The following is a 17,786-nucleotide window of genomic DNA, read 5'->3' as shown; positions in this document are numbered from 1 at the left end:
CTCAGATTTCAATCCAGGTCGTCTTGAGTTCGGTGTACTTGTCGAAGGCATGCAAAGACTTGTCGCGGCCCTGGCCGGATTGCTTGAAGCCGCCGAAGGGGGCATTGATGGAGGTGTGGTCGTAGCAGTTGACCCAGACAGTGCCAGCCCGTAGCGCCCGAGCGGCACGGTGACCATCGCTCAGGTTCCGGGTCCAGATGGCAGCGCCGAGGCCGTAATCGGTGTCGTTGGCGATGGCGAGTGCCTCGTCCACCTCGTCATGGGTGAGTACCACCAGCACCGGACCGAAGATCTCCTCGCGGGCGACACGCATGTCGTTGGTGACCTCATCAAGTATTGCTGGGGTCATGTAGTAGCCACCGCTCTCGTGGCGGGCACGCGCGCCGCCAAAACGCAGCCGTGCGCCTTCGCGCTGCCCGTCGGCCAGGTATTCACGAACCTTCTCCAACTGAGGCTCTTCGATCATCGCGCCGATCTGGGAATCCGGGTCAAGAGGGTCGCCGGGTTGGAGCTTTTCCGCCCAAATTTCCAGACGTTCCAGCAGCGCTTCCTTGATCTGGCGGTCGACAATCAGGCGGGTACCGGCATGGCAGGTCTGACCCTGGTTGTACCAGACGCCATAGGCCACGTTCATGGCGATTTTGTCCAAGTCCTCGACGTCGCGGGTGACGATATGCGGGCTCTTGCCGCCACACTCCAGGCCGATACGCTTCATGTTGGATTCCGCCGAATAAGCGAGGAAGCGCTTGCCGATCTCGGTGGAGCCGGTAAAGCCCACGGCGTCGATGTCCATGTGCCGGCCCAGCGCTTCGCCAGCCTGGTGGCCGAGCCCGGTGACCACCTGGAAGGCCCCCTCGGGAATGCCGGCTTCACGGGCCAGGGCGGCGACTCTCAGGGTGGCCAGGCTCGACTGTTCGGCGGGCTTGATGATCAGCGAGTTGCCGGCGCCGAGTGCCGGACCGATCTTCCAGCCAGCAATGATCAGCGGGTAGTTCCAGGGCACTACGGCGGCGACGACGCCGACCGGTTCGCGGTCGATCATGCACACGCTGTCGGGACCATTGGGAGCCGTTTCGCCGTAGAGCTTGTCCAGCGCTTCGGCATAGAACCGCAGGCCGCCGATCAGTCCTGGCACGTCGATGCTGGTGGTCTGAGAAATGGGCTTGCCGGTCTCGAGGGTCTCGAGCAGAGCGATCTCGTCCAGGTGGTCTTCGATAAGCGCAGCCCAGTCGAGCATGCGCGCCTTACGCTCTGTGGGTGCCAGGTCGCGCCAGGTGCCGGCGTTGAAGGTGCGGCGGGCCAGGGCCACGGCGCGATCGACATCCTCGGCCTGGCAGGCAGCAATATGCGTCAGCACTTCGCCGGTTGCCGGGTTCTCTGCGGCGAAGGTCGCGCCGCTGGCGGCGTCGCAGAATTCACCGTTGAGGTAGGCCTGGTGCGGCAGTGCCAGGTTGGCGGCGTACTGCTGCCAGTCGGATAGAGTGCGATCTGTCATGAGGTCAGTCTCCGGTAATGGGCACCAATTTGCGCAAAGCCTAGGGCGGACCGGGACGCGACAACAAACGAGGATTATGCACCTGTGGTATTCGTAAAAGTCATGCGGCATGCTGCCTTGGCAGGCTAGAGCCGGCGTAATGCCCCAATACCACAATATTTTCTACTTGAGAGATCCGATGCCACGTTCATTGCCTCCACTCAATGCGCTCAAGGCCTTCGAGGCTGCTGCACACTGTGAGAGCTTTACCCTGGCCGCGGAGCGGCTCTGCGTGACGCAAAGCGCAGTGAGTCGCCAGGTCAAGCTGCTCGAAGAGCAGCTCGGCGTCACCCTCTTCGAGCGTGGCGCCGGCCGGTTGCGACTGACCGATGCCGGACGGCGCCTGCAGCCGGTGTTGCGTCAGTCCTTCGACCGGATCGCCTGGACCGTGGGCGGGCTTCGAGATCATGAGGCCTTTCCCCGCTTGACCATCAATGTCCCGCCCACATTTGCCAGTCGCTGGCTTGTGCCACGGTTGGGGCGACTCAATGCCCTATACCCGGATCTCGAGCTCACCGTCACTACTCGCGCCGAGGATGACCTGACTGCCTACAGCGACCTGGACTGCGCGATACGTTTCGGGGACGGGGAGTGGCCCGAAGTCGAGGCCACTCTGTTGATGCAAGAGAGTCATGTGGCCGTTTGCGCCCCGCAGTTGCTGGCGGGACGGCGTGGGCGCGAGGTGGATTTGACCCGTCATACCCTGCTGCATGTGCTGCGCGGCGAAGACCGTTTCCATACCTGGGAGCACTGGCTGTCGGCGGCCGGTCTCGAGGGGGTGGAGACCCGTGGTGGCATGGAGTTCGATGTGCTGGAGCTGGCCATTCAGGCTGCGATCAATGCGGTGGGCGTGACTATCGCCGATCGTCAGATGATCCAGCGGGAGCTGTTCCGCGGTGACCTGGTTCAACTGCTCGACGTGGAAGTCACCGGCCATCAGTCCTATTGGCTGGTGACGAGGCCGGGTCAGACCGAGTCGGCGAACCTTGGCTTGTTTCGCCGTTGGCTGGCGCAGGAGATCAATGACCCGCCCGGCTAGTCCGCGTCGGTCGCTTCGGACTCGGCTACGATCAGCTCACCCAGCAGGGTGATCAGGTCGTCCCCGGCTGGGTGCTGAAAGCTGGGTGAGCGATGCAGTTCCAGTTGAGCCGGTGGCAAGGGGGGCAGGCCGTCTGCCTCACCCAGGATCCGCCAGTCGACGGGCAACGTGCGGCGATCGGCGACGGTCACCGCATTGCGCTGATTGACCGCCATGCGCAGGCCGGTGGGGCTCTGGCTGGTGTACTGCAGTGACCACTGACGGCCTTGGCGGGTCAGGCTATCCAGGGCGCGTTGACGGTAGGGGCAGTGGTCGGGAAACAGGGCCAGGGGCAGCGCTACCTTTGGATCCTGGCAGAAATCGCGATGGGCAGCCCAGACCAGCGTCTCGGCTCCCAAGGGCTCGCCATTGCCATGGTTGGTGTGGCGCACCGTCATCGCCAGGTCGAGCTCACCGCCTTCCAGTGCCTCGATCAGCTCACTGGACATCCGGCAGTGAATATGAGGCCGAATGCGCGGATGAAGCCGTGCGAAGCGATCGAGCAGGCGGGGTAGCCAGGCTTCAGCATAGTTTTCCGGCAGTCCAAAACGAATCACCCCCTCCCGGTCGCCATTTCCCAGTGCGCTGATCGCTTCCCGCTGCAGTTGAAGCAGACGACGCGCGTAGACAAGGAAGGTCTCTCCATCCGCCGTCAGGCTCACTTGGCGGCTGGTGCGATGCAGCAGTGACACCTCGACCCGCTCCTCCAGCGTGCGGATGCGCTGGCTGATCGTCGACTGCGTCTTGTGCAGTTGGCGGGCCGCTGCCGTGAACCCGCCGTTTTCTATGACCGCGACGAATGCACTGAGCAGTTCGGTGTCGAGGATCGGCAAGTTAGTGCAATCGGGTTTGTCGATGGAATTCATCGGAACGAATCGTTTCCTCGATGCTTCAGGGTTCTCCACTATGCCGCCCATTACGAGACGAGACCAGCATTGGCTGGTCGACGCCGTTCCGTGCCGACTGAGGAGTTCCTATGTTGACTGCCATGCAACTTGCCGATGCCGAGCGTCATGACCTTTCCGGCTTGGTGGATACCGAGCGTTATCCGCTCGACCGGCCCGATGATTCAACACTGCTGGCGACGATTGAGCAGGCCCGAGCCGATCTGGATCGGGAAGGCTGTGCAGTGTTGCGTGGTTTCCTGCGCGAGGATCGCCTGACCCAGCTGCGAGAAGAGTGTCAGGAACTGGCGAACAAAAGCTTCTTCAACACCCGAGAGGTCAACGCCTATTTCACTGCAGATAACCCCGCCTTGCCCGAAGACGATCCGCGTCGTCTGTTCATGACTCGCACCAGTGGTTTCGTGACCCGCGACATGATCACTGCCGACCGCATCATGCAGCGGCTGTATGTCTCGCCGGCCATGAAGTCGCTGGTGGCTCGCTGCCTGGGTGAGAACCAGGTCTACGAATATGCGGACCCTTACGCTGGGCTAGTGCTCAACGTGCTACCCGAAGGCACCGAGCAACCCTGGCACTACGACACCAACGAATTCATCGTCACCATGATGACTCAGGACGCTGAAGAGGGCGGGAGCTTCGAGTATTGCCCCGATATACGCACTCCCCAGGACGAGAACTACGCAGGCGTCGGGGCGGTGCTGCGTGGTCAGGACCGCGACCGTGTTCGTCACCTCAGCCTTCGTCCCGGCGATCTGCAACTGTTCAAAGGCCGTTTCAGTCTGCACCGGGTGACCCGTGTTAAGGGCGATACTCCCCGCTTGACCGCCATCTTCGCCTACTCCCAGACCCCGGGTGTGGTAGGGCGACTGGAGCGCACGCGTCAGCTCTATGGGCGGGTATCCGAGCAGCACATCCAGGCCGAGGAAGGGCGGGCAGAGCGCGCCGATGGCCTGATCGACTGAGGCTTGAACCTGCCAATTTACCGATACGGAGAACCCCTGATGAACATGGATCTGGACGCGCTGGGCATCCTGGCCCCGACCCATCGCCCCGAAGACTGCGAGCCCACAAACGCCGAGATCGAGCAGGTCCTTTGCGACCGGCTGGCCCGCGTGCGCGCCGAACTCAGAAAACGCGACATCTCTGCCGCCGTGCTATTCGACCCGGCACACGTGCGCTATGCCACCGGCTCGCGCAACATGCAGGTCTACAGCTCCCGCAACCCGGCGCGTTATGCCTTCGTGCCGGCCGAGGGACCGGTGGTGCTGTTCGAGTTTTCCGGGTGCGAACACCTGGCCGCGCATCTGCCGACCATCGACGAGATCCGACCGGCCAAGGCCATCTCGTACTACTTCAACGAACGAAACACCCATGCCGTGACGGAGGCCTGGGCCGACGAAATCGACGATTTAATCCAGCGGCAGTGCGGTGGTGGCGCCAAGGTGGCACTGGAGAGCGCCACTCCTCAGGCGGCCTTAGTCCTGCAGGAGCGCGGCTATCAGGTACTGGATGCTCAGGAGCCGGTGGAGCAGGCCCGGGCCTACAAAGTTGACAACGAAATCAAGATGATCCGTTCCTCGCTGCGCGCCGTCGAGAATGGCGTTCGCAAGCTGGAGGCCGCCATCGTCCCGGGCGTGACCGAGAATGCTGCCTGGTCACGGCTTCATCAGCACATCATCGAAACCGATGCAGATTTCGTCGAGACGCGCCTCATGAATTCCGGACCGCGTACCAACCCCTGGTTCCAGGAGTGCTCCGACCGTTGCATTCAAGCCGGGGAGCTTGTGGCACTGGATACCGATGTCGTCGGGCGCTATGGCTACTATGCCGATTTCTCACGCACCTTCCTGTGCGGTCGAGACGAGCCCACCCGGACCCAGAAGGACCTGTATCGCATGGCCTACGACCAGATCCGCACCAACATGGAGAACCTCAAGCCTGGCGTGAGCTTCAAGGAGTATGCCGAGCGCGCCTGGCAGATTCCGCCCGCTTACAAGTCGCGCCGCTACTTTGCTCTGGCCCATGGGGTGGGGATGAACGGTGAGTATCCCTATATCGTTCACCGCGAAGACATCGACGACAAGGGCTACGACGGGATCATCGCGCCGGGCATGACGTTCTGCGTGGAGAGTTTCATCGGTCATGAGTCCGGTGGCGAAGGTGTCAAGCTCGAGGAACAGCTCTATGTTCGCGATGACGGTCAGGTCGAGCTGCTGTCCGATTATCCTTTTGATGCCCGGCTCCTCGGTTAGGCGATTCTGCGCTATCGCAGGGGAGCAGATATAGGGTGACGGGGATCGTTCGTCAGCTTTACCTCGCCACCTAGGTATTCTTTTATCTCATGTCGTGCATGAGAAATGGTGGCCAAAAACCGGCGAAGGGTCATGCTAGGCTGACCTTTCTGAATTGCGCGAACAAAAAATCAGGGAGATTGACCATGAAGACTTTACCCTCAGTGCTGCTGGCGACGGGCTTGATTACCGTGGGCGGCCTGGCGCAGGCCCAGGACAAATCATTGGTCGTCGGGACCAATAACTGGGCCGAGAATATCGCTGTTGCCAATATGTGGAAGATCCTGCTCGAAGAAGAACACGGCTATGACATCGAGCTTTCCAATATTGGCAAGAGCGTGCTCTACAGCGGCCTGTCCAACGGCGACTTCGACCTGTCGTTCGAGATATGGTTGCCCACCACCGATGCGCCCTTCCTCGAGCCGCACCGTGACGAGATTGACGTGCATGATGTCTGGTACGACGGCACCGGCCTTGGCCTGGTGGTTCCAAGCTATGCCGACATCGACAGCATCGACGAGCTGCGCGATCAGGCCGGGCGCTATGAGTATCAGGGGCGTCCGTCGATTCTGGGCATCGACTCCGGTTCGGCGATTGCTGGGTTGACTGAGGATGCCATCGAGGCCTATGAGCTGCCGCTCAATCAGGTCAACAGCTCAGGCCCGGCAATGATGGCGGCACTGGACAGTGCCTATCAGCGTGAAGAGCCTATCGTCGTGACCCTGTGGAGCCCCCACTGGGCCTTCGCCGAGTATGACCTCAAATACCTCGAAGACCCGCAGGGCGTCTATGGCGAAAACGAGAGCATTCACTGGATGTCGCGTAAGGGACTGGCCAATGAAGACCCCTGGCTTGCCAGCGTCCTGGATGCCTGGAAGATGGACGACGACAGTCTCGGAGGCCTGATGGCGCGGATCGAGAAAGTCGGTGATCCGGTCGAGGGGGCCAAGGCCTGGATCGAAGATAACCGCACACTGATCGATAGCTGGTTTGACGCGGCCGAGAGCTAAGGCGATTTACGCCAAATCACGTCAAGGCAAACCAAGTCCTGTTGCGGGGCGCGATCTTATTGATAAGGTCGCGCCCCGCGGCGTTCTGGCCTCAGGTGCCTGCCTGCTGGCGGGGCGGCTGAAGAATGATCAGTGCGAGCCCAGCCAGTACCAGCCCGCCGCCGGCCAGTTTGTAAATGTTCAGGCTATCGCCGAGCAGCCAGGCGCCAAGCAGCACCGCGCCCACCGGCATCAACAGCGTCAGCGGTGTGACGCGGCTCACCGGATGGCGGCGTAGCAGGCCGTACCAGATGCCGTAGGCGACGATCGATGACATCACGGCGGTGTAAACCACGGCACCCCATCCCGCCCAGCCGGCGTTTGTGAGCGCCGCGATATGATCCGTCTCGAACCACCATGAGCCCAGCGCCACCTGAGGCACCGAGAACAGTGCGATCCAACCGGCCAGTGCCAGCGGTGGAATCTTGGGGCCGCGCTTGATCAAGAGCTGCGAGATGGCCCAGCCCAGAGCGCTGAGCAGCAGCAGCGACAGTGGCAGCGGCGCGGGCAGGGTAGGGCCGCCAGCCAGGACCATCACGCCACCGAACGACAGCAGCAGGCCGATCAGGCGTCTGGCGTCCAGATGTTCTCTCAGGAATATGACCGCCAGCACCGTGGCGAAGGGAGTGCCCATCTGCACTAGCAGGGCGCCGGTGCCGGCCTCCGCCTGGCCGAGGCCGATGAACAGCAGGGCAAAGTGCAGGCTGCCAAAGGTCAGCGATAGCAGGAGCAGGAAAGGCAGCTGGTGTCGATGAACCGGATGAAAGGGCACCAGCAGGACGGCCACCAGTGCAAAGCGCAGGGTGGTCAGCAGCAGCGGCGGCAGGTCGGCTACTCCAAGCTTGATAACGATGATGTTCAGCGCCCAGATGGCGATGACAAAGAGGCCCAGTAGCAGGTCGCGAAGTGGCACGGCTCGTCCTTCAGGTTGGTCGATGGGCGAAAAGGTTAGCAGCATAGCAGTTTGTGGGTGCGATGATCCCGCCGAAGCGCTGGCGCCACGCTTCCGCAAGCAGATCGAGATGTCGCCGTCGCATTACTCATACCTTGGTTTGGCATCATTTACGTTGTGTTCTCATTACACTGCTACAGGATCTGCTGATTGATCGATTGCCTTACCCATAGCCATACCAATAACGAAGGCCTAGCCCCTTGGACCGACCATCGGGTGATATAGCGCCTCAACAAGGACACGCAATGATGACGTTTCGTTTTTCCCGTTTGACGACGATTCTGGCCGGAACCGCTCTCCTGTGCACGGCACTGTCAGCACAGGCTCGCGAGCTTTCGGTCTCGACGGTGCTGTCGGATGCCTTCCCCTGGGGCCAGGCGGCGGAGAAATGGGCCGAGCTGGTTGAGGCCCGCTCCGATGGCCGCCTGACGCTGCGGGTCTACCCCAATGCCCAGTTGGTAGCTGGCGATCAGACCCGTGAGTTCTCGGCCATGCGCTCGGGGCTGATCGACCTGGCGGTGGGGTCGACCATCAACTGGTCGCCGCAAGTGCCGGAACTCAACCTCTTTTCGCTGCCGTTCTTCATGCCCGATTATGCAGCCGTCGATGCGGTGACTGGCGGAGCGGCTGGTGAGCAAGTCTTCGCAGCCATCGAGGCGGGCGGTGTGGTGCCGCTAGCATGGGGAGAGAATGGCTTTCGCCAGCTTTCCAACTCCAAGGGGCCCATCGATGAACCGAGCGACCTGGAGGGGTTGAAAATCCGTGTGGTGGGCTCGCCCTTGTTTCAGGACACCTTCGAGGCCCTGGGGGCCAACCCGACCCAGATGAGCTGGGCGGATGCCAAGCCGGCGCTGACCACTGGCGCCGTCGATGGCCAGGAGAATCCCCTCTCGGTCTTCGACGTGGCGCGCATCGATCAGGTTGGTCAGACGAACCTGACGCTGTGGAACTACATGAACGATCCCCTGGTGTTTGCGGCCAACCAGCGTGTCTGGAGCTCGCTGTCTGCTGAGGATCAAGACCTGCTGCGCCAGGCCGCCGTCGACGCCGGCGAGTGGGAGATCGCCATGACCCGCGATGAAGAAGGCAAGCGCCGCGCGGCCATCAAGGAACGCGGTGTCGATATCGTGGAGCTGACCGAGGCGCAGCATATGGCTTTTGTTCAAGCCACTCAGAGCGTCTACGCGACCTGGGTCGATAAGATCGGCGAGTCGTTGGTGAAGGCTGCCCGAGATGATATGGCGGCTGACTGAGTATAAATCCCTGTCAGCTGAAGCAGCGAACGCCTGTGTGACGAAAGCTTATGTAAATTGTGCTGGTACTGATTGACCGGCCCTAAAGGGGCCGGCTTTTGACGTTTGAGGACTCCATGAAGAGCCAACCCGATGCCAGACCCGAGCGGGTGCTGGCGACCCTTTCGCTGGTAATCATCGCGTTGATCAGCCTGGCGAATGTCGTCGTGCGCTACATCACTGATGCCTCCTTCGCCTTTACCGAGGAGTTTTCGGTCTTCCTGCTGGTGGTGCTGACCTTTGCCGGTGCCTCGGTGGCGCTGCGCCGCAATGGGCATATCCGTATCAGCCTGCTGGAGCGTGCCTCGCCGGCAGGGCTGCGGCGCATATTGATCGTTTTTCAATGGCTCTGCGGTGCCACGGTGCTGAGCCTGGTCATATGGTTTGGCGGCAAGCTGGCCTGGGAAGAATATCAATGGCAGTCGCTGTCGCCGGGGCTTGGCCTGCCCCAGTGGTGGTACATCGCTTGGCTGCCGGTGCTCGCTGCCTTGATGCTGCTACGCCTGAGCCAGCAGAGCCTTGATCGCCTGCGCGGGGGCCTTTCCGATGAGCCCTGATGTGTGGATGATTCTGGCCTTTGCGGGCCTGTTGATTGCCGGTGTACCGGTGGCGTTTTCGCTGGGGCTCTCGGGGGCTGTGGGGATCGTGATGGGCCTGCCGGCGACGATGCTGGCGACCCTGGGCACCAACACCTACAACAGCGTCGCCAAGTATCCACTTATCGCCATTCCGCTATTCATCCTGACCGGGCTGATCTTCGAGCGTGCGGGGGTGGCGGCGCGACTGGTGCGTTTCGCTCAGGCGCTGATCGGGCCTCGCCATGGCGGGCTTGCGCTGGTCGCAGTGCTGGTCTGCATGATCATGGGCGGGATGAGTGGTTCGGGTCCAGCAGATGCGGCGGCGGTGGCCATGGTGATGCTGCCGAGCATGACCCGTGCCGGCTACCCGAAGCCTTTTTCGGCAACCTTGATCGCGGCATCTGCCTCCACGGCGATCCTGATTCCGCCGTCGGTGGCGCTGATTCTGTACTCGATCGTGGTGCCTGGGGTCGATCTACGTGCGCTGTTTGCCGCCGGGCTTTTTCCGGGCATGCTCGCTGGCGCGGCCCTGCTGGTGCCCGCCTGGTGGCTGTCACGGCGCTACGGCTGGGAGTCGCCGCAGAGCGTACCGCGCCCAGCGCTGGGAGAGAGCTTCCGTCAGGCGCTGCCAGCGCTCTTCGCGCCGGTGCTGATCCTGGGTGGACTGCGCTCGGGATTGTTCACGCCCACCGAGGCGGCCGTGGCGGCGGTCACCTACGGAGTCATCGTGGGGATCTTTCTCACCCGTGAGCTGAACTGGCGGGAGCTGTGGCGATTGTTCGGCGAGGCGGCGGTGATCACCGGGGTGGTGATGCTGATCATCGCGCTGGCGGGGATCTTTGCCTGGGCCGGCACCATGCTGGGCACTTTTCGGCATCTGGCCGAATGGATCATCGGCCTGTCCGACAGCGGCGCATTGCTGCTGTTGCTGATCATGCTGGCGGTGCTGCTGGCGGGGATGGTGCTGGACGCGATCTCGATCTATCTGATCATGATGCCGATTCTGATCCCGGTCATGGACCATTTTGGTTGGCATCCGGTGTGGTTTGGCATTCTGCTGGCCATGAATATCGCCATCGGCCAATTTACCCCGCCGGTGGCGGTGAACCTGATGGTCACCACGGAAGTGGCGAAGATTCGTCTCGAGCAGACCGTGGGGTGGGCACTGGTCTTCGTGGTGGCCATGGCCGCTGCCCTGGCGCTGGTGGCGATCTTTCCGTCGATCGCTCTTTGGCTGCCCGGCGTTCTGGGATATAACGTCTAGCCAAACGAGCAGGCATGGTTCTAGGGAATACGGTCTGGGAAATAGCCGCTAGGAAATAGGGCCAGGTAATAGACGGCAATAATTTCCCGCAAGACAGCCGTCGAATATCAGCAACCACAGGGAAGTGGCTTGGATGAACGTAGTGAAACCAGCGGCGTATCTGCGCCATGCAACGAAGCAGTATGCGGTTCTGAACCGCCTGGGGGTGTGCCTGGTGCTGGCCGGTTGGGCAGTGGCCGCTCAGGCAGAGATCTATTCCTGGCAGGATGAGACGGGCCAATGGCATTTCGCCGATCACTCTCCCGAGGGTGGCGGCGGCGAGCCACGCACCCCCGATGAGCTGTCGGATATCAATAGCATGCGACCGCCGGGGGCCTCTCCCTATCGCCCCTTGCCGTCGGCGCGATCTTCGCGTTCCAGTGGCAACGTACAGCGCAATGCGAGTGGGTCGAACCCGCGTTGCAATAGGCTCGAGCAGCGCCTCGAGTCCATTCAGCAGCAGTTAAGGGCGGGATACGAAGAGCCTCGTGGCAATCGGCTACGCGCCGCTCGGCGGGAGCTTACCGCGGCCTATCGCCGCGAGTGCCGAAACTAGATGCGGGTTTACTGAGTCGGCTTCCTTCAGGCCGCTATCGGGTTCATCAGTCTGTCGGGGTGCGGTCTAGCGCCGGCTGGTTGAATTCGGTGACCGCAACCGTGAAGCGGCTAGATTAGATCAGTTGGCTGGCGGCACGATGCAACTGGGCGTGGCGCTGGGCCAGCGCCTCGAGATCCCGGTCGTAGCCGCCGCCGATCACCGCTGCCACCGGAATCTGGGCGTCGCGACAGGTCGTCAGCACATAGTGGTCCCGGGCGAACAGTCCGTTATCCGTCAATTCCAGGTGGCCCAAGCGATCATCGGCATGCACGTCGACGCCTGCGTCATAGAGCACTAGGTCAGGGGCGAACTGCACCAGCAATGGCGGCAGGCTAGCCATGAGCTGATAAAGGTAGGCGGCATCGTCCGTGCCCCGGGGCAGGGCGATATCCAGATCGCTATGCTGCTTGCGGGCCGGGAAGTTCGCCGCGCCGTGCATCGAGAAGGTGAATACCCGCTGATCGTGGCGAAAGAGGCGTGCGGTGCCGTCGCCCTGATGTACGTCCAGGTCGAGGATCAGAATGCGATCGGCCCAGCCGTGGGCCAGGGCATGAGCCGCGGCCACCGCCAGGTCATTGATCAGGCAGTAGCCGCTGGCGGCATCCGCATGAGCATGGTGGGTGCCGCCGGCGGTGTTGCAGGCAAGCCCGGTGGCCAGCGCCGCTTCGACGGTCTCAAGCGTGCCGCCGACCTCGAGCAGGGTGCGCGCGACCAGCGCCTCGGACCAGCGGAAACCACTACGTCGTTGGGCCGCCTCACTCAAAGAGCCGCCGAGAAAGGCCCGCAGGTATGCTGGTGTATGGATGCGAGCCAGGCTTGTCTCGTTGGCCGGTTGCGGGGTGATCCACTCAGCACTAATCCCGGTCTCTTCGACGGCCAGGATGTTGCGCAGCACGCGAAACTTGGCCATCGGGAAGGGATGGCGTGGGGGCAGTGCGATGGTGTAACCGGGATGGTGGATCAGCGGCAGCAGCATGGCGGGTGTCAGGATGATTTGGCGAGTTCGAGGTCGCTACCACTCTACCCGCCACCCCGGGACGAGGCCACTCAGGATGATTCGGCATCCTGAAGCATCGAAAGCGTTTGCTGATAGAGCGCCAGGCTTTGGCCGTCGTGCAGGATGAAACGCACCTGTCGAAGGTGATGGCAGTGCTGGGCCTCCTTCAAGACGGTGGTCAGCGCTACCCGGGTCGCTTCGTTCATCGGATAGCCGAACGCGTCAGTGGATAGGGCAGGGAAGGCGATCGAGATCAGTTCGTGTTCCTCGGCCAGTATGATGGCCTCCCGGTAGCAGGACGCTAATAGCGCATCCGAGGGCTCATCGCGACCATAGACGGGTCCCAAACAATGAGTGACATGGCGGTTGGGCAAGTCATGGGCGCCGGTGATTACCGCCTGACCGGGCCGGATCGGTGCCTTGGGTTGACACTCATGGGCGAGGCCCGGGCCAGCGGCTCGATGCAGAGCGCCGGCGACGCCGCCACCCGACATGAGCTGTGCATTGGCGGCATTAACCACTGCGTCCATGTCGGGCTGGTGGGCGATGTCACCCTGTCGGCATTCGATCTGCACCTTGGCTGTCATGATCTCCTCCGAGTCGAGCGTTCACCCCCAGCCTAGGCGCCTGGGGATGCGCTGTCAGGCGCCGCCCTCGGAGCGCGCCAGGGCGGCATAGGCGACCATCTCGACGAGCATCGCCTCCCGGGCGAAGCCGGAGACGATGATGGCGGCCCGGTTGGGGTAGGGCGCGCGCACGTATTCGGCGTAGACCTTGTTGACCGTGGCCAGGTCCTCGCGGGCGGTGACGTAGATCAGCACCTGGGTCAGGGCCTCCACGCCGGCGCCGGCCTTCTCCAGGGTGTGGGCGAGGTTGTCCAGGGTCTGGCGAGTCTGGGCCTCGATGCCACCCTCCACCACCTGGCCGTCGGCGCCGATGGGGATCTGGGCGGTGAAGAGGATGCCGTTACCGACCACGGCCCATTCCAGGGGCGCCTGGGAGGCGAAGAGGTCGGTGCGTACGGGATGAATCATGTCGGTGGTCTCGTCTCAGTCTCAGGTCAGTCGTTGTCGTTGGTGCCGGCACCGGCCCCTTCTCGGGATGCGTCGGTGGCCTCCACCAGCATGCGGGTGGCAAGGTGCTTGAGGCGTTCCCAGACAGCCTCGTCGACCTCGATGCCCTGGGCCAGGGACCGGTGGCGACAGGCCAGCAGGCTCGATTCGTCGTGACGCGCCAGCAGGTCGTAGCGGTAGTCCGAGCGCATCGCCGGCAGCAGGTCGACGTGGTTGGCCATCACCAGGGTGATGCCGTCGTTGGGCTCGTTCTCTTCCGGGACCTCCTGCACCGCGTAGACTCGGATCTCCGGTGCCGAGCCATTGGCCCGGAAGCCCACCACCTGCTCGGTCAGCGGCTGCTGGACGTTGCGCCAGAAGGCGGTGACGTTCATGCCGCGGCTTGCCAGGCGGGCCAGATAGCCCATGATCAGCTGGCGATTGTGGCAGTGACGGATCTTGATCACCGAAAGGCCGCGGGCCCGGGCCTTGGCGAAGCCGAGCTCCAGGGCCAGGCTGGAGCTGCGCAGCACGCTCTGGCCATGGCCATCGATCACCGCCAGGTCACCGTCCTGGTAGAGGACGCTGGGCAAGTCGTCGGGATCCTCGTCGAGCAGGAAGTCCAGGCCGCGGTTCAGGGCGGCCAGGCCGCCGAGGCCGAAGCACTGCATCCAGGCGACCATGTCGGCGGCATCGGTGGCGTCGCCCTCCTCGAAGCCCATGCCGATGAAGGCCTTGCGACACAGGCCCTGCAGCTCGTTATAGGACGCCTTCATGATGTCTCTCCTGCGCCTTGTCGTTGTTCGTGCATCACGCCCTGAGGCTCCAGCGGGAAGCTCCAGTCATCGAAGTCGGCCAGGTCCCGGGGCGCGGCGTTGAGCTCCTCGACCAGGGGCGCGCCCTGGAAGAGGGTGATGCGCACCCAGCGGTCCGACTTGGGGTCGAAGCGACTGGCGCCGAAGAACGACAGCTTGGTGCGCAGCAGGTGCATGGGCTTCATGTCCCGATGCCAGAGGTTGGTGTGGATCTCCCCGTAGGGCGTCTCCACCATGGACTGGATGCGTCGCACGATGTCCTTGTGGCGCGGGTGGGCGATCAGGAATTCCACGACCAGGGCACGCGGGTTGGCCTCCAGGAAGGCGGAGAGCACGCCGTGGGTATGATGAACCCGGGGCGCGATGGCCAGCGGCAGTTCCTTCTCCGCGCCGGGCTCCACGCCGCGCACGCCGAGGCGGGGCTCCTCCTTCTCGGCGGAGCGATACCAGAACCAGTGGCGCGCCTCGGGGCGCCCGAAGTCCTCGGCCAGGGCCCAGTCGTAGTGGGTCTCGATCAGCTGCTTGAGGCGCACCAGGGGCATGTCCGGGATCAGCTCCAGGCGCTCCTCGGTGCCCATCTGGTCCTCGAGCGGATCGACTTGCTCGGGGTAGAGCTCGATCAGCAGGGTGTTGACCAGTTCCTGGGCCTCCAGGGGCAGGGTGCGCGCGCTCCAGGCCGCCAGCTGCTGCCAGAGGTCGTCCTCCAGAGGCACCTCCTCGAGCCAGGCGATCACCTCCGGCAGGGCCGCCACGATGGCGGCGTTGCGCGCGCCCTGGTCGGCATCCTCGGTCACCGTCTGGTCCAGGTGCTGCATGGCGCGGCGGGTCAGGGCGATCAGCCGCTGGCGGCTTTCCTCATCGGGCGTCTGGCCGAGCGCCAGGGCCAGAGCGGTCTCCCGGCAGGTCACCCACTGCTGGATCAGCTGGGGGTGATTGATCAGGAAGGGCGCCATGCCGAGTCCGGTGGAATTGCCGATGCCCAGGTAGCGGCGCAGCTCGGTGGCCATGGGCACCGCGCGCTCGGGTGCCCGGCGGCGAGCGATGTGTTCCACCTGCCCGATGGAGAAGTGGCGCAGCAGGTAGACCGCCAGCATCTGGGCCGAGAAGGGGCGCTGAAAGTCGGGGTTGTCCCGCAGGCGCACGAAGTCGGCGATGCCGAACTTGCCGTTGCCGTAGACCGCCGTGGTCCGGTAGAGGTAGCCGACCCGGGTCAGCCAGGCCGGGTCGGGCTGGTCGCCCGCGGACAGCGCCGCCACGAAATGGGCGAAGTTGCGCAGGCTGCGGTTGGCCCGGGAGAGCACCAGCAGCCGCGGGTGCTGGCGCCCGGCCTCCTGCAGCGGCACGTTGGCGGCCATCTGCTCGAGCAGGGCGTCGTCGACGTCGCCCTCGACCACCCCGAAGGTCACGTCCCAGGCCTGGGCGATCACTCGGTCGGAGCGCTGATCGTCTTCCAGGTGCTGGGAGAAGATCACCCCGTGATAGCGGCCCTGGGGCGTCTGCAGCCGATAGATGGCGACGCCGTGCCCCTGCGCGTCCAGGTCGAAGCGCGCGGTGCTGATCTGCCAGCGCTGGCGGGCCATCTGACGGATGAGGCTGCGCACGAAGCTCAGGCGGCTGGCCGGCAGGCTGCCCAGCCGCTCGAGCGGCATGACGTCGTCGGCGGCGCGCAGCGGGGCCGAGGCGACGCTCGGGGAAGCGAACTCAGTCATGGTCGTGCTCCAGCGTGCGACGGGTGGATAGTCCCTGGGCGCGGGCCATGGCATAGGCCGCCTGGGGGCCGGTCCACAGCGACGGCAGCAGCACCAGCGACACCGGAATGGCGGTGAGCACGATGAACTGCTGGAGCACGCTGATCTGGCCGGCGCCCATGTACAGCAGGATTCCCGCCATCAGCGCCATGGCGATGCCCCAGAAGGCCCGCACCAGGGTGCTGGGGCGGTCGTGGCCGGAGCCCACCACGGCGATGGCATAGCTCATGGAGTCGCCGGTGGTGGCGACGAAGATGGTGGTCAGCAGCAGGATGGCCAGGGCCATCAGGGGACCGCCCGGCAGCGCCTGGGCCACGGTGAGGGTGGCGACGTCGAACTGGAAGTTGTTCAACGCCTCGGTCAGGTCGATCACGCCGGTCAGCTGGAAGTGGATCCCGGAGCCGCCCAGCAGGGTGAACCAGGCGGCGGTGGCGACCGGCGCCATCACCGCCACGGCCAGGATCATCTGGCGGATGGTGCGCCCGCGCGAGATGCGCGCCACGAAGATCGCCATCAGCGGGCCATAGCCGATGAACCAGGCGAAGAAGAACACCGTCCACCACTGCATCCACCAGGCCGGCGCCGTCTCGGCGGTCACGGTGGCCATGGCGAAGAAGGAGGTCAGGTACTCGCCGAAGCCCTGGGTGAAGGCGTTGGTCAGGAACAGCGTGGGGCCGAAGACGAAGATCACCGCGGCGATGGCCAGCGCCAGGAAAACATTGAAGCGGCTGAGCAACTGGATGCCGCGATGGATGCCGGTCACCGCCGAGGTCACGTAGATACCCGCCAGCGCCACCAGGATCACCAGCTGGGTGCCGTAGCCCTCGGAGACGCCGAGCAGTTCGTGCAGGCCGAAGCTGACCTGGGTCGCCAGGAAGCCGATGGGACCCACGGTACCCGCCACCACGGCGATCACGCACAGGGCGTCGACCACGCCGCCGAACCAGCCCGCCATGATCCGCTCGCCGAGCACCGGATAGAGCAGGGTGCGCGGCTGCAGCGGCTGGCCCTTGTCGTAATGGGCGTGGGCCAGCACGATCGCGGTCAACGAGCCGAGCACCGCCCAGGCCAAGAAGCCCCAATGCATGAAGGACTGGGCCAGGGCGCCGGCCACTGCGTCGCTGGTGCCGGCTTCGCTGTCGAAGGCCGGCGGGGTGACCACGAAGTGGTAGACCGGCTCGCCGGCGGCGAAGAAGACGCCGCCCCCGGCCAGGAGGGTGCACATGATGATCGACAGCCACTTGAAGGTGCTGATCTCGGGCGTGGCGCGGTTGCCGATCTTGGCGCTGGCGGCGGGGGAGACCGCCACGCCGATGCCGATGAAGAAAGTCAGCAGCAGCAGCAGCTGGAAATACGAGCCGAGCGTGCTGGCGGTCCAGGCGAAACCGGCGCCGATGGCGTCGGCCACCATGTCGACGTCATACAGCGACAGGGCGACGAAGAGCAGAATGAAGCCGACGCTGAGGGTCAGGACGATCGGGTCGCCCAGGCGATGCTCCTGCGGCGCGTCGGCCGCCGGTGCTGTGTGAGAACTGGCGTGTTCTTGTGTCATGTCGTTGGCCTTGGCTGAGGCCCTGATGGGCCGTTGTTATTG

17 protein-coding genes are annotated in these 17,786 nt (G+C 63.8%); 8 read left to right on the top strand and 9 right to left on the bottom strand.

All coding sequences use genetic code 11. The annotated features are described in order from the left end of the window. Position 1: 1 nt before the first annotated feature. On the bottom strand, positions 2-1,495 hold the full coding sequence (locus HUS66_RS05725) for an aldehyde dehydrogenase (protein ID WP_175069990.1): 1,494 nt from the start codon (positions 1,493-1,495) through the stop codon (positions 2-4). Positions 1,496-1,673: 178 nt separating this feature from the next. Between HUS66_RS05725 and gcvA the strand changes: the two genes are divergently transcribed. After that, on the top strand, positions 1,674-2,573 hold the full coding sequence (gene gcvA, locus HUS66_RS05720) for a transcriptional regulator GcvA (protein WP_175069989.1): 900 nt from the start codon (positions 1,674-1,676) through the stop codon (positions 2,571-2,573). Here gcvA and HUS66_RS05715 read toward each other — a convergent pair. After that, positions 2,570-3,478 (bottom strand): LysR substrate-binding domain-containing protein, encoded by a 909-nt coding sequence (locus HUS66_RS05715; RefSeq protein ID WP_175069988.1) that lies wholly within the window; start codon positions 3,476-3,478, stop codon positions 2,570-2,572. The genes gcvA and HUS66_RS05715 overlap by 4 nt on opposite strands. A gap of 110 nt (positions 3,479-3,588) precedes the next feature. On the opposite strand from HUS66_RS05715, the gene HUS66_RS05710 reads away from it, so the two are divergent. The 3 genes from HUS66_RS05710 (at position 3,589) to HUS66_RS05700 (ending at position 6,818) form a co-directional block, all read left to right on the top strand. After that, the gene (locus HUS66_RS05710) at positions 3,589-4,479 is read left to right on the top strand and encodes a HalD/BesD family halogenase (protein ID WP_175069987.1); all 891 of its coding nucleotides are present in this window, start codon (positions 3,589-3,591) and stop codon (positions 4,477-4,479) included. A 39-nt stretch (positions 4,480-4,518) separates the two neighbouring features. Beyond that, the gene (locus HUS66_RS05705; RefSeq protein ID WP_175069986.1) at positions 4,519-5,769 is read left to right on the top strand and encodes a M24 family metallopeptidase; all 1,251 of its coding nucleotides are present in this window, start codon (positions 4,519-4,521) and stop codon (positions 5,767-5,769) included. A gap of 185 nt (positions 5,770-5,954) precedes the next feature. Next, entirely contained in the window at positions 5,955-6,818 is an 864-nt protein-coding gene (locus tag HUS66_RS05700) for a glycine betaine ABC transporter substrate-binding protein (protein WP_112054207.1), read from the top strand. A 91-nt stretch (positions 6,819-6,909) separates the two neighbouring features. Here the strand turns inward: HUS66_RS05700 and HUS66_RS05695 are convergent, their stop codons facing one another. Then, positions 6,910-7,770, bottom strand: a complete 861-nt coding sequence (locus HUS66_RS05695) for a DMT family transporter (RefSeq protein WP_175069985.1) — start codon at positions 7,768-7,770, stop codon at positions 6,910-6,912. A 284-nt stretch (positions 7,771-8,054) separates the two neighbouring features. On the opposite strand from HUS66_RS05695, the gene HUS66_RS05690 reads away from it, so the two are divergent. From HUS66_RS05690 to HUS66_RS05675, 4 genes are all read left to right on the top strand, one after another. Continuing rightward, a complete protein-coding gene (locus HUS66_RS05690) occupies positions 8,055-9,062 on the top strand; it encodes a DctP family TRAP transporter solute-binding subunit (protein ID WP_175069984.1) in 1,008 nt (335 codons plus the stop codon). Positions 9,063-9,178: 116 nt separating this feature from the next. Continuing rightward, positions 9,179-9,658 (top strand): TRAP transporter small permease, encoded by a 480-nt coding sequence (locus HUS66_RS05685; protein WP_175069983.1) that lies wholly within the window; start codon positions 9,179-9,181, stop codon positions 9,656-9,658. Continuing rightward, a complete protein-coding gene (locus tag HUS66_RS05680; RefSeq protein ID WP_175069982.1) occupies positions 9,648-10,943 on the top strand; it encodes a TRAP transporter large permease in 1,296 nt (431 codons plus the stop codon). The genes HUS66_RS05685 and HUS66_RS05680 overlap by 11 nt, the downstream gene beginning before the upstream one ends. Positions 10,944-11,076: 133 nt before the next feature. After that, a complete protein-coding gene (locus HUS66_RS05675) occupies positions 11,077-11,538 on the top strand; it encodes a DUF4124 domain-containing protein (RefSeq protein WP_112054212.1) in 462 nt (153 codons plus the stop codon). A 115-nt stretch (positions 11,539-11,653) separates the two neighbouring features. Here HUS66_RS05675 and HUS66_RS05670 read toward each other — a convergent pair whose 3' ends face one another. The 6 genes from HUS66_RS05670 to HUS66_RS05645 all read right to left on the bottom strand — a co-directional run bounded on the left by HUS66_RS05670 (position 11,654) and on the right by HUS66_RS05645 (position 17,744). Beyond that, positions 11,654-12,556 (bottom strand): histone deacetylase family protein, encoded by a 903-nt coding sequence (locus tag HUS66_RS05670; protein WP_175069981.1) that lies wholly within the window; start codon positions 12,554-12,556, stop codon positions 11,654-11,656. Between the two features lie 71 nt (positions 12,557-12,627). Beyond that, positions 12,628-13,164, bottom strand: coding sequence for a macro domain-containing protein (locus tag HUS66_RS05665; RefSeq protein WP_175069980.1), 537 nt, complete (start codon positions 13,162-13,164; stop codon positions 12,628-12,630). Between the two features lie 54 nt (positions 13,165-13,218). Then, positions 13,219-13,611, bottom strand: a complete 393-nt coding sequence (locus HUS66_RS05660; RefSeq protein ID WP_175069979.1) for a RidA family protein — start codon at positions 13,609-13,611, stop codon at positions 13,219-13,221. A gap of 26 nt (positions 13,612-13,637) precedes the next feature. Further along, positions 13,638-14,405, bottom strand: coding sequence for a DUF3726 domain-containing protein (locus HUS66_RS05655; protein WP_175069978.1), 768 nt, complete (start codon positions 14,403-14,405; stop codon positions 13,638-13,640). Further along, positions 14,402-16,153: a hypothetical protein gene (locus tag HUS66_RS05650; RefSeq protein ID WP_175069977.1), complete on the bottom strand. Its 1,752-nt coding sequence runs from the start codon at positions 16,151-16,153 to the stop codon at positions 14,402-14,404. Before HUS66_RS05650 ends, HUS66_RS05655 begins: the two co-directional genes overlap by 4 nt. Then, on the bottom strand, positions 16,146-17,744 hold the full coding sequence (locus HUS66_RS05645) for a BCCT family transporter (RefSeq protein ID WP_175069976.1): 1,599 nt from the start codon (positions 17,742-17,744) through the stop codon (positions 16,146-16,148). Before HUS66_RS05645 ends, HUS66_RS05650 begins: the two co-directional genes overlap by 8 nt. Positions 17,745-17,786 lie beyond the last annotated feature (42 nt).

It is taken from the genome of Onishia taeanensis (genome assembly GCF_013349955.1).
Lineage (GTDB): Bacteria > Pseudomonadota > Gammaproteobacteria > Pseudomonadales > Halomonadaceae > Onishia > Onishia taeanensis_B.
Note: the sequence above shows the minus strand (reverse complement) of the source record. Positions and strands in the feature narration are given on the sequence as shown.